Annotated in this window: 7 protein-coding genes; 4 read left to right on the forward strand and 3 right to left on the reverse strand. The window is 43.7% G+C overall.

Features of this window, described 5'->3' with window-relative positions; translation table 11 throughout:
- Positions 1-35: 35 nt before the first annotated feature.
- The 3 genes from POW22_RS14095 to POW22_RS14105 all read left to right on the forward strand — a co-directional run bounded on the left by POW22_RS14095 (position 36) and on the right by POW22_RS14105 (position 7,063).
- Entirely contained in the window at positions 36-1,286 is a 1,251-nt protein-coding gene (locus POW22_RS14095) for a tetratricopeptide repeat protein (protein ID WP_272833403.1), read from the forward strand.
- 141 nt (positions 1,287-1,427) lie between these two features.
- A complete protein-coding gene (locus POW22_RS14100) occupies positions 1,428-3,293 on the forward strand; it encodes a tetratricopeptide repeat protein (protein ID WP_272833404.1) in 1,866 nt (621 codons plus the stop codon).
- 329 nt (positions 3,294-3,622) lie between these two features.
- Positions 3,623-7,063, forward strand: a complete 3,441-nt coding sequence (locus POW22_RS14105; RefSeq protein WP_272833405.1) for a T9SS type A sorting domain-containing protein — start codon at positions 3,623-3,625, stop codon at positions 7,061-7,063.
- 88 nt (positions 7,064-7,151) lie between these two features.
- Here POW22_RS14105 and mnmE read toward each other — a convergent pair whose 3' ends face one another.
- Entirely contained in the window at positions 7,152-8,621 is a 1,470-nt protein-coding gene (mnmE, locus tag POW22_RS14110) for a tRNA uridine-5-carboxymethylaminomethyl(34) synthesis GTPase MnmE (protein WP_419181004.1), read from the reverse strand.
- A 148-nt stretch (positions 8,622-8,769) separates the two neighbouring features.
- On the opposite strand from mnmE, the gene POW22_RS14115 reads away from it, so the two are divergent.
- Positions 8,770-9,132 carry a DUF4870 domain-containing protein gene (locus tag POW22_RS14115; RefSeq protein WP_272833406.1) on the forward strand — a complete coding sequence of 121 codons (363 nt, stop codon included), beginning with the start codon at positions 8,770-8,772 and terminating at the stop codon, positions 9,130-9,132.
- Between the two features lie 71 nt (positions 9,133-9,203).
- On the opposite strand, the gene dnaN is transcribed toward POW22_RS14115, so the two are convergent.
- Positions 9,204-10,322 (reverse strand): DNA polymerase III subunit beta, encoded by a 1,119-nt coding sequence (gene dnaN / locus POW22_RS14120; RefSeq protein ID WP_272833407.1) that lies wholly within the window; start codon positions 10,320-10,322, stop codon positions 9,204-9,206.
- A gap of 98 nt (positions 10,323-10,420) precedes the next feature.
- Positions 10,421-12,826, reverse strand: a complete 2,406-nt coding sequence (gene gldG, locus POW22_RS14125) for a gliding motility-associated ABC transporter substrate-binding protein GldG (protein ID WP_272833408.1) — start codon at positions 12,824-12,826, stop codon at positions 10,421-10,423.
- Positions 12,827-12,828 lie beyond the last annotated feature (2 nt).

Below are 12,828 nucleotides of genomic sequence, written 5' to 3' on the forward strand. Positions count from 1 at the left end.
ACCTTCTGTTATCTTTGGGCAAATAATTATTCCACATGAAAGCTTTAATTACTTTATTCTTAATGATTCCTCTAATGGGAGTCGCACAATGCCTTGAAGGAGATTGCCAAGATGGTTTTGGGGTTACGACAAATGACACCGGGACTTACTACGGAGGTTTTGAAGAAGGCGAATTCAACGGCCTTGGGGTATTGATTACTGCAGACGGCGAAACGGCCATTTATGGAGAGTTCGTAGCCGGTACCTTGACTGGATTAGCTGTTGTAATTGACGAGGTTAAATTGACCACAGCCCTATATTTTAACAACAGTCCTTTAAGTGACCGTTATTTTATTGCTCCAAATGAAGGCGGAGTTCATTTTCCGGTCAATGCTGATGATGAATTGGCTATGGAGGGTTACCTAGAAGCGGACGGCAGTAAAGACTGCTTTATTGGAGATTGTAGTAACGGATGGGGTGCTCAGCAGTTTGATAACGGCATCTTTATCTCAAAGAATGAAGGCGGAGAGCCGGCAACCGGTCCAATTTTAGCTTACAATAAAGAATCAGATAATCTTATTTATGCCTTAGGGCCAGATACAGACACTTGGGCTACTTTAACCTTTGAAGGCGGTTCTGATGCATTTTTGATCCAAGATACTAATGAAGATAAAGGCGTAGTCACTCAGTTTGCAGTGAATTCTGGGAAGATGGTTTACTTGGTAGAACAGAACGGAAAGACCATAGAGGAAGGTTCCTTCACTGATGATGGAATCGCTATGGCTTATGACCCGATGAAGGAGTATTTTGAAATGTTCAAGGGCATGATCTCTAAGCAGGGAATTTCTGGAATCCCTGTGGCTTCGGGTAGATCCACCACCATGCCTAAAAAATCTTCAGGAGGTGTTCAGCCGGCCACACCGGTATCTCCAATAGGTAACAGTAACAGCACCAAATCTTTAGATGACGAGATCGAGGAAGTTGTTGCTTTGATTGAGGAGACTCAATATGAGTCTGCCATGAGCAAGGTCAACAGTATTCTAAATAAATATGGAGATGTTGCAGAAGCTTATGCGTATCGCGGTTTGCTCAATATGGTCATCCAGGGTGATGTGAATGCCGGTATTGATGATGTGACCAAAGCCTTGGAGGTAGATCCTAATGACGGGTTCTCCAATTACGCTGCTGGCTTGATTTTCAATGCAGGTGACACTGCTGAGGCCAAAGAATGGGCGTGTGAGTATTTCCAAAAAGCTTATGATAACGGATATACAGATGCCGCTAGCGATTTAGAAAAATGTAATTAAGCGGAAAAATAGATTTTCCCATAAGATATTTTATTTGTGATCCTCAGGCGATTTAACCTGGGGATCATTTTTTATTGCACCCTATTTGCACCCCTAAGTTGAAGGCTAAAATTCCTTATTTTGGAGGTCAAATCGCGCGTCATGAAGAAGCCCTTCGTTTTCCTACTTATCGCTTTATTATTCATTCACTTAGGACAGGCTCAGTCTAAAGTTGATTCTTTAAAAACAGCGCTTAGCCAAACGGCAGATCCGCAAATTAGACTGACCGTCTTGGATGAGCTGACAACGGCATTAATTAGAAATAACGATTCTGCCCAGGAGCAATATCTAAAAGAGTATTTGGCTTTGGCTGGTGATTTGAAGGAATTTGATTCCATGGCGTCTAAATCGCGCTTTTTGATTCAATTCTATATCAATACACGTCGGATAGAAAAGGCGCAGCGTCTTGCAGATTCTCTATTGACCTTTAAGGATCGATTTAATAATGAAAGTTCTGAAGCGCATTTGAAGCTCAAGCGAGCAGCGCTCTTCTATGATCAAAATCGCTTTGAGGAGGCTTTGCAGGATTATGACAGATCGGCAACCCTTTTCTTAAGCAGTGGAGATTCCATCTTTGCTGCAGATGCGTATTTCTTTTCGGGACAAGCGCTATCCGATCAGAATAACTTCTTAGAGGCCATCAAAAAATTTGAGACGGCAGAACAACTCTACGAGCGCTTGGGTGATGTTCAATATTCTATTTTAGTTGGGGCAGAACTCACGCAGTTATACAAGAAGAACGGATTTGTTCAAAAAAGCATTAATGAGCGAGAACGCCTCTTGAAAAAAGCTCTAGCAAATGAGGATTATTTGTCCTATTTACAACTCCTGGGTCAAAATGTGGTTGCCTATCACAGTCTGAAAAATTATGAGCAAATGGATGCTACGCTTCAATTGATGGATGAAGCAGGGGCAAAGTTCGATGACCCATATAGCAAATCCTACTACGACCGCTTCAAGACCAATTATAAGCTATTGGGGGCATGTTATCGGGGAGACCTTGAGCAAGCCACCGTTTTTATGGATCAATTAGAAGCTATAGAAGCTGAAGGAACCACCCCTTATTTGCAAGGTGATGCCCTTACCGCCAAGGCCGCCTATTTTGAGCTTGTGGGTAATCAAGCCTCATTGATCAAGACCTTGCAAGAACTTGCAGACATTAACGGCACCAACCGTCTAGAAGCTCAGATTGAAGCTCGGGAGAAACTCGCTGCCATGTATTCCGCAAAGGGACAATACAACAAGGTGGTTGATCTACTCAGAAAGAATGCACGCATCAAAGACTCTATTTACGAGATTCAAAGAAGCAATACCTTTCTCTATTATCAAGCGGCCTTTGAAAATGAAAAGCGACTCAGTGAGCTCAGTCAGCAGGATGCCCAAATCAAACTCTTAGAATCTGATAAACAATTGGCCGCGAATAAAAGGAACTCCCTGATTGCGCTCTTAACGCTTATCTTTTTGGCTGTCGGTTTGATCATTTACTTTAGAAACCGACAGAAGATCAAGGAACAGGCTTATCAGAATATCTTACTCAACAATAAGATCGCCAATAAAACAGAGGAGATCAATACGCTACTCAATGAGACCATTCAACACATTAAATCCAAAGAGCGCATTGCTGAGAATTTGCAAAAACTCTCTAATGAGAATGAGGGAATCACTTTAAAGAGCATCATAGCAGATCTTAAAGCGAGTAAAGCAGACAATACCAAATTGATGCTCATTAAGCAGAATATAGAACAGGTCAATTTTGAGTTCATCAAAAAGCTAAAGACTACGCATCCGGAATTGACCAAGACCGATGTGGAGATCTGTTCGCTCATTAGAATTGGTTTAAACCGAAAAGAAGTAGCAAATCTTAGAAACACTTCATTAGAGGCGGTTAAATCTTCCCGTTTTCGCATCAAAAAGAAATTGGGATTGTCTCCAGATTCATCTTTAGACGATTACATTAATACCTTGTAAATCAATTATTTATTAAATTGCACCCTCTTTTGCACCCCATGTAAATTTGTCAAGGGGTGCACAGATTTCTATTTTCGACTCGAACTAATTACTAGAAGCAATTTCCATGCGTTCTTTTTTTAAAAACAATGAGTCTAAAACAGGGCAAACACCTCCAAGTGGGTTAGGTGTTAAAGCTTTGACTAGACAACAAAGGTTTTTAAAGGCGCATTTTAAAGAGCTTCAAGCAGTAGAAGAGAAGATCAGACAATTGAGAGAGTAGGCTTCGTTTTTAAGGGAGCTTTCACCAAACAAGTATAGAAACTAACATCAACCCAAATCCAATCCACATGAAATTTCGATTACTACTACTGATGCTTTTGGTTTTACCTTTTACGGTAAATGCACAAGAGTGTTCTGCATTAATGCGCCCTGTGTCGCTCGCTGATAGAGCCGTTGAGGCCACAAAGATCGTTGAAGGAACTGTACTTAATAGCCAAGGCTATTGGGACAGTGGCCGTTTGAACATTTACACCGTACACACCGTCAAAATATTTAAGTCGCTGGGAGGTAGTCTTGAAACTGAAATAAAAGTAGTGACCATGGGGGGACACGTTGATGATCAGATTCAGATTACTTCCTCAGAGGCTAGAATGGAGTCAGGTACCACTGGGATGCTTTTTGTAAAGCCCTTTACAGGAAACTTAGACGTATCTGGAACTCTTTATGAACTGGTAGGTGCTGCACAGGGATTAATCAAATACAGCAAATTCACGGATCAGGCCGCTGGTGTTTTTGAGACCTACAATAGTGTGGAGAGTTTGTACGACAACGTTGAGGGTGCAGCGCGATCTGTTTTTGTAGAAATGGAAGCGCGTCCTAGCAGACCAATTGTAGGCTCTGGTACACGAGCCACCCCTGTGATTTCCTCATTCTCTCCGTCTACGGTGAGCGCAGGAACGCAAACAGTACTGACCATAAATGGTTCCAATTTTGGGGCCACCATAGGATCGGTGAGTTTTCCAGATGCGAACTCAGGAGGTATCACCACGGAGACGGCATTGGATTCTCAAATTGTGAGTTGGTCAGATACTCAGATTCAAATAGAAGTGCCTTACTTAGCAGGTACGGGTGCCTTTACAGTAACCAATGCTACAGCAGAATCAGCTTCAAGTAGTTCTGCGCTAACAGTTACTTATAACCACATCAACGCTTCAGACGGAACGACAGATTTTCCTGCCGTATTACAAGAAGACAACGGAAGCGGTGGATTTACCTTTAACTATCACATCGACTTTGACTCCAGTGCGGCTCAGCCTTTCTTTGAGGATGCTTTGAGTTTGTGGAGCTGTGAGTCTAACATTAACTTCATTATTGGAAGTACCACAACAACGGATGTAGCTGCGGCCGATGGTATCAATATTGTTCGTTTTGACAACGGTGCTGAGCTTCCTTCTGGGGTGCTTGGACGAGTAACAAGTCGTTATTTGGGAGTTTGTCCAACAACCAACCGTGCCATTGTTGAGGAACTGGATGTAGTTTGGAATGACGATACGAACTGGTATTACGGCTCAGGAACTCCTGGAACTTTTCAGTACGACTTTAAAACTGTAGCTCTTCATGAATTAGGTCATACCCATCAGTTGGGTCACGTAATCGATACGGATCAGGTGATGCATTATGCCTTGTCAAATGGAGTGAGCAACTATGAGCTTTCTGCCACGGATATTGACGGTGCCGTTTATACTATGGGATTGTTTACTGAGACTGTAGGCTGTGGAATCACACCTATGGAGGAACTTTTGAACTGTTGTGATCCGATTACCATCACTACAGAGCCTGATAATTCCAGCATTGAATTGGATACTTCGACCGATTTTACGGTGGTAGCCAGCAATTTTGCTACTATTCAATGGAGTGTAGACACCACTGGAGGAGGATCATTTACGGACATCACAGATGATTCAGTCTATTCCGGAGCAACTACTACAACACTTTCATTGCAGAATGTTCCAATCAGTTATGACGGTTATCAATACCGAGCCACATTAGAGAACGCTTGTGGTGATACTCTAAATACTGCTACAGTTACTTTGAGTGTAAACCCGGTATGTACTGGACTTGACGTGACTACCTATACCGGGGCAGGATGGGACAACGGAACTCCTGATATTACTAAGAATGCCGTGATCGCCGCGGACTACGATACAGGAGCTATTGCAAGCATTGATGCCTGTATCTGTACCGTAAATGCATCTACAACTTTGACCGTTGGGGCGAATACTTATTTGAGCGCGCGTGGAAACATTAACGTAAACGGAACTTTAGTCGTTGAAAATACGGGTAGTGTAGTTCAAATTGCGGAGACTGCAGAAACTGTAAATAACGGAACCATTCAGGTGGTGAAGGTTACTCCAACGCTTGACGTGCGCGATTTTAGCGCTTTGTCATCTCCTATGTCTGGAGAGTCTAGAACAGGAGTTTACAGCGGAGCTCACCGAGTTTTAGAGATCTTTCCGGCGCTCTTTACGCCCAATACAGATCCTGCGATCACTGGTTTGAACTTCTTGGATGATGATGGTGATTACCTCGGACCAGCTTCGGCCTTAAACGTTGGGCAAGGATATTTGGTATTGCCACAACCGAGTACCGCGGCAGGAGCAGCGACCTATTCGCACACCTATACGCAAGGAACATTAAACAGCGGTAACATCACTGCCTCTGTGGTATATAATGGACCTGCAACGGAGAATAATTTCAATTTGATGGGTAATCCATATGCCTCTGCGATAGATACAGAAGCCTTTATTTTGGCCAATGATGCAATTGATCAGGTGTATTTCTGGGAGCATTTAACAGCTCCAGACGAGGCAAATCCAGGATTTAACCCATCCAATTATTCCATGGATGATATCTCCATCTACAACCTTACGGGTGGAGTAGCTGCAAACAATGGCGGTTCAGCGCCAACGCAGTATATGGCTTCTGGACAAGGATTTGGTATTCTCGCCTTGCAATCAGAGGCTGGGACAGATATTCAATTCACCAATGACCTGCGAGTGACTGGAAACAACACCACCTTGAAGTCCTTCAGTTCAGAAAATAGAATTTGGCTCCGTATGGACAGCCAAACCTACTCCAATTCAAGCATGATCCTTGTAGGGTTCCTCAACGAGACCACTACTGGATTTGATGCGGGTTATGACAGTCAGCGCGTAGATGCGAGTATTAGTTTGTTCTCTACGCTGTCAGACAAAAGTCAGTTGGCAATTCAAGCAAGAGAAACCTTTAATACTTCAATGACGGTGGAATTGGGAATGGAGAGTAAGATTCCAAGTCTAGAAACCTTTACCATCAGCATTGATCGTTTAGAAGGTGTTGATATAGAAAGTGTGGAAGTGTTTTTGACAGATCACCTCACCAATACCGTAATTAATTTGAGTAAATCAATATATAGTTTTCAAGCCGGTCCAGGATTGGACAGTTCAAGATTCAGTCTGAGTTTTGAGCAACCCGTTCTGAACGTTCAAGATCAATCCCTTGACAACATCAGCATGTATCCAAACCCCCTAAGTAATGGACTGCTAAACATTACCGCCACAGATCTGAGCAACCAAGAGGTACAGCTCAAGGTGACCAATTTAGTAGGACAAGTACTGTATGATCAAAATCAACAGTTTATAGGAAACACCCTTACAACAGATGCTTTAAGCCAATTATCACAGGGCATCTATTTTGTGGCGCTTAAATCAAACGGGCGCTGGGTGATTAGAAGGATAGTTAAAAAATGAGGTTTTTGAAAAGTTTTACTAATCCTTAACGCGTTAGTTGTTCTCTGTTTTCAGCTAACATCTAAAGCCCTGCAATAGCGGGGCTTTTTTATTTACCTATACAGAAGTTCGCGAAGATATTCCCCAAAAGTTCGTCATTGGTGATCTCGCCCGTGATCTCTCCCAAATGATAAAGCGCCTGTCTAATGTCTATGGCTAAAAGGTCACCGCTCAGTTGAGCCTCCATGCCTTCACGTACTTTGGTGATCTCTTCTAAGGCTTTGAGCAGGGCGTCGTAGTGGCGGCTGTTGGTCACTATAGATTGATCGTTCTTTAGCGCGCCGGTATTGACAAATTCCAACAGACCTTCTTGCAAGGCTTCTACGCCTTCTTTGGCTTTGGCAGACATCAAAACCTGCTGGGTTTGTGGTAGGTCGACTACAGCTTGTTCTAGTAATTCTTGCGCTTTGGATTGTTGTGAGCTATTGAGCAGGTCTAATTTATTGGCCACTACCAATACCGGTTTCTGCGGATGTTTCTCTTTTAAAGATCTGAGTTGTTGGATCAGTTCTTGAGGCTGAGCCAATACTTCATTAGCCTCTAAAAGATATATGATCACCTGTGCTTGGTTGATCTTTTCAAAGGTCTTTTCAATCCCGATACGCTCTACGGTATCTTCTGTGTTGCGGATTCCTGCGGTGTCAATGAATCTAAAATTCAAGCCGCCTACGCTGATCTCATCTTCAACAGTATCTCTAGTGGTTCCTGCTATGTCGGAGACTATGGCGCGTTCCTCATTGAGCAGCGCATTGAGTAGGGTAGACTTTCCAACATTGGGTGCTCCTACAATAGCTACGGGGATTCCGTGCTTGATCACATTCCCAATAGCAAAACTATCCACCAAGCGTTTAAGAACGGCTTGCAATCGTTCTAAAAGCGCCTCAAAGGCAGATCGATCCGCAAATTCCACATCCTCCTCACTAAAATCGAGTTCCAACTCAATGAGAGAGGCAAAGTTGAGCAGTTCTTGACGCAGGCTTTTGATCTCTTCAGAAAAGCCACCACGCATTTGCTGCATGGCCACTTGATGCGCCGCTTCACTGTCTGAAGCAATAAGATCTGCAACGGCTTCTGCTTGACTGAGGTCCATCTTACCATTGATAAAAGCGCGGAGAGTAAATTCTCCTGGTTTTGCTGCTCGGCAGCCTGAGGCTAAGGCCAAGTTGATGATGCGTTGCTGAATATAAGGCGATCCGTGGCAAGAAAACTCCACCACATCCTCTCCGGTATAAGAGGTAGGTCCTTTATATAGTATGGCCAATACTTCATCCACAGTCTGACCATCTGCCACAATATGTCCTAAATGGGCCGTGTGTGTTTTTTGTGCTTTGAGTTGTTTGTTGTGAATAGAGACGAAGAGTTTGTCAGCTATGTCAAAAGCTTCTTTACCAGATAATCGAATCACGGCAATGGCTCCAGTTCCTGGAGGCGTGGCTAGGGCTACTATGGTCTCTTGTTGAATCACAGGGCAAAAATAGCTAATTCGCACTACAGTTGGACTCAAAGGGGGTTGTAACATTTTATTTCCGCCGCGACTAATAAAGCAAAAACCACAAATGACCACAGAAAATAATCCTTCAAAAATCAAGCAACTTGCAGCCGTGGCTGTGCTTTTTGGCCTTGGATATTTATTCGGATACTTTGTATTAGCCTCTTTATTTTAAAACATGGAAGTAATCAACGACAGTAAAACAAAATCAAACAACCAATTAGTAGTAATCATGCACCTTTCACAGCTACTGAATTTAGTTTCAGGCCTTGGTGGGATCATTGTGCCACTAGTTATTTGGCTGTCTCAGCGTGAACGCGACACGACCATTGATGATCATGGCAAGCAGATTCTGAACTTTCAGATCACCATGTTCATTGCAGCTATTGTAGCCATTCCTTGCATCTTCTTGTTCGGATTGGGAATACTCATGCTGATCGGAATTGGCCTGCTTACCTTGGTGATCCCAATCATTGGGGGAATCAAAGCGAGCAACAACGAATTCTTTGAATATCCGTTTAGCCTGCAATTCATCAAATAACGCATACTGAACATCAATCAAATAAAAAAGCCGCTCATTGAGCGGCTTTTATTAATTAACACTGAAAATGGTTAGTTGTTTAACATAACCGGCATGACGAGCATAGTTACCTGCTCGCCCTCATCCAAGCCGTCCACAGGCGTTAGTATTCCTGCACGGTTTGGAAGCGACATTTCCAAGGAAACGTCTGTACTGTTTAGGTTGCCCAGCATTTCTGTTAAGAATCTGGAATTGAAGCCAATTTGCATATCGTCTCCCTGATAGTCACAGGTCAAGCGCTCTTCGGCTTTGTTGCTGTAATCGATATCCTCTGCAGAAATATTAAGCTCTGCTCCGGCGATCTTTAAGCGTATTTGGTGTGTTGTTTTATTGCTGAAGATAGACACACGTTTTACCGAGTTTAGGAACTGGTTGCGGTCTATGGTCAGTTTGTTTGGATTCTCCTTTGGGATTACCGCTTCGTAGTTCGGGTATTTCCCGTCGATCAAACGGCAGATCAAAGTTGTATTGTCAAAGCTGAACTTCGCGTTCGCTTCATTGTACTCAACCTTTACTTGCTCTTCACTACCTGCCAAAATGCTCTTTAGGAGATTCAAAGGCTTTTTAGGCATGATGAATTCTGCAGCAGCTGCGGCCGCTACGTCGGCACGCTCGTATTTTACCAATTTGTGCGCATCCGTCGCAACAAAGGTCAGTTTATCTTTTGCAAATTGGAAGAACACCCCGCTCATTACCGGGCGAAGGTCGTCGTTTCCACTGGCAAAGATGGTTTTAGATATTGCCGTTGATAAAACATCACCCATGATCTCTGTGGTGCTTGGATCGCTCAAAGCGATAGCAGATGGAAACTCAGCGCCATCCGCATAGGCCAAAGCGTACTTCCCGTGATTGGAGCTGATCTCCACCGTGTTGTTGTCCTCAACAGTAAAGGTCAAAGGTTGCTCTGGGAAGGTCTTTAAGGTGTCCAAAAGCAAGCGTGCAGGAATACAAACCTGACCGCTTTCGCTGCTTTCTACTTCCAGTTTGGCACTGATGGTGGTTTCTAGATCGGAGGCAGAGACCGTCAAGGAATTGCCGTCCAAATCGAACAAAAAGTTATCTAAGATGGGTAGGGTATTGTTGTTGTTGATAATACCACCCAACACTTGCAATTGTTTGAGTAAATAGGTACTTGATACTATGAATTTCATCCGCTGTGAATATCGTGTGTGACTGCGAAATACAGGTCTTCGCTACTATTACAAATATATCGCATCACCTCCGATTGCGGAAACTAATTTATTAACAACTAACGCGCGTATTTGCGGCGTCTGCTCCAGCGGTATCCGAATCCAATGAGCCCCAGCAAAGTCAATGGTAACAAGATGTTTAGCGCTTGCCATTGGGTGGCGTCTCGTGTAATTTTTTGTTGATCCAAAAAGGCGAGTGCAATTTCTTTGGATCGAATGTTTATAAGTCCACTATCGTCCAAGAGGTAATTGACCGTATTGAGCAAGAATTCCTTGTTGCCGTAGAAGTTTCCTGTAAGACGGTCATAGCCCAATTCCAGAGGTCTGTTTCCTTGCAGCTCATTCTTGATCAGATCGCCATCACTGATCACAACCATCTTAGAAGCAAGGCCTTCATCTTTATGCTCAGAATAGGTATAGGGTTTCTGTCTGTTTTTAAAGACCGAAGTAAAATTACCCTCTAACAGTACAGCCATTGGGATCTCCCCAGCATTGTATCTTGCTGGGTCAGGACCTTCGCCAACCGTTTTTAGAAAGCCTTCAATCTCTTCCAAACGGATCAAATTAGGGACTCCACGCAGCGCAGACAGCGGAGAACTGCTCAGCAGTATGGTCTTGTCAATTCCGTTATCTAAGGTGTCAATACCAGAGGCATATTGGAACTTAACGGCCTCAATGTTTGTGGTGATGGGATGCTCTAGTCCACTTGCTGTAAGTGGAGTGTAGAACCACGGGTAGCGTTCGTATTGAGATTCTTGGCCGTCTCCAGTAGCCAAGACCAAAGGTGCCGAATACACGTCTTGAACCACGTTTGGATTGATGCGGACACCATATTTGAAAAAGAAATCGGTAAGATTCAAGTCTTTTGGAGTAGCCAAATATTCTCCGGTGAGTTGGAGACTGTCGGTTTCGATGGTAATGGCATCGACCAGCCACATGGATTTCCCTCCTTGCATTTGGTATTGGTCCAAAATATACTTTTCCGCAGTATTAAAGCGCTGGGTAGGTTTGGCTGATACCAGCAGATCAAACTCGTTGAGCTTGCTCAATGTCCCGCTAGGATTAGTAGCGACGGAGTCCAGGGTAAATTCCGCGATGAAATAATAGTCTCTGAGGCTTCTGAAGAAATCCGCGATATAGGCGTCATCCAATTGTCCATTACCTTTTAGCACAGCTACTTTGCGTTTTTTGGGTTCGATCACCTTTGAAAAACCATCTGCAAAGGCGTATTCCAAATTTTGAATCGAATTCAAAACCCGCTCTTCCATAGCGGTTCCCAGTTGATTTTTTAGCAGTGGAACCGCAACGGTTTTTTCTTGGTAATTAGCCAAAGCCCAAGGATAGACCAAAACCTGATTGGTTTGACCGCCTTGGCGAACCGTAGCCCGCGCTGGAAGTATGCCCAAGTTGGCCAATTGCTGTTGTACCTGTTCTGGGTTTTCTTCATCTTCCAAAACGTTGACAAACTCAAAGCTCACCCTTCTGTTCACGCTTTTAAAGCCTTGTAAGAGCTGTTGGGTCTCTGCCTGTAACTTTCTAAATTCCGAAGGAAACTCGCCTTCTAAAAAGACGGTGACGTTTAGTGGTGCCTCGGCTTTTTCTAAAAGGCTTATGGTGGCTTCATTGAGACTGTATCTCTTGTCTGCCGTAAGGTCTAAACGTTTGCTCGGCAACACAAATGAAGCAGCAACTAAGGCGATAAATAGTGCAGCGGGTTTTATAAATCGTTTGGGTTGGATGCGCATTTGTCCGCGGAGCAGGGCCATTTCTGTAGTGGTCAAAAACAACAAGATAAAAGCAAGGAAGTACAGTAAATGCTTAAGGTCTATGACGCCGCGACCCAGATCTTCGTACCGCCATTGCATGCCCAGATCATTGAGCAGTCCGGAACCCGACCCAAGACTCTCTGCGAGTCCTTGAATTCCAAAGTATCCTCCAAAGCAACCAATAACACCAAATAAAAAGGCTACGATCTGATTGCTGGTCAAACTGCTGGCAAACACTCCAATACTGGCAAAGGCAGCCATGAGAAAAAACAGGCCTAAATACGACCCAAAGATACTTCCGTAATCGAGCAGATCTGTATCGATCTTTAAGCTTTCTAAACTCAGCAGGTACAGAAAGGTAGGCAATAGACTTATTATTAGTAATATGAGAATGCCCAGGTATTTAGCCAATACCAAGCCACTTGTGGTAATGGGTTTGGTCAATAAGAGTTCAAGCGTACCGCTGCGTTTTTCTTCACTAAAGCTTCTCATACTCACGGCAGGGATCAGGAAAACCAAAATCCACGGAGCCAATTGAAAAAAGCTTGCCAGATCTGCAAAACCGGCATAAAGTATATTGAACGGGCCGTCAAAAACCCAGAGGAACAATCCGTTGACCAACAAAAACACCCCGATCACCAAATACCCGACTGGGGAAGAGAAGAAAGCAGCAATTTCACGTTTGATAATGGCGATCATGG

Source organism: Gilvibacter sediminis, assembly GCF_028561565.1.
Lineage (GTDB): Bacteria > Bacteroidota > Bacteroidia > Flavobacteriales > Flavobacteriaceae > Gilvibacter > Gilvibacter sediminis.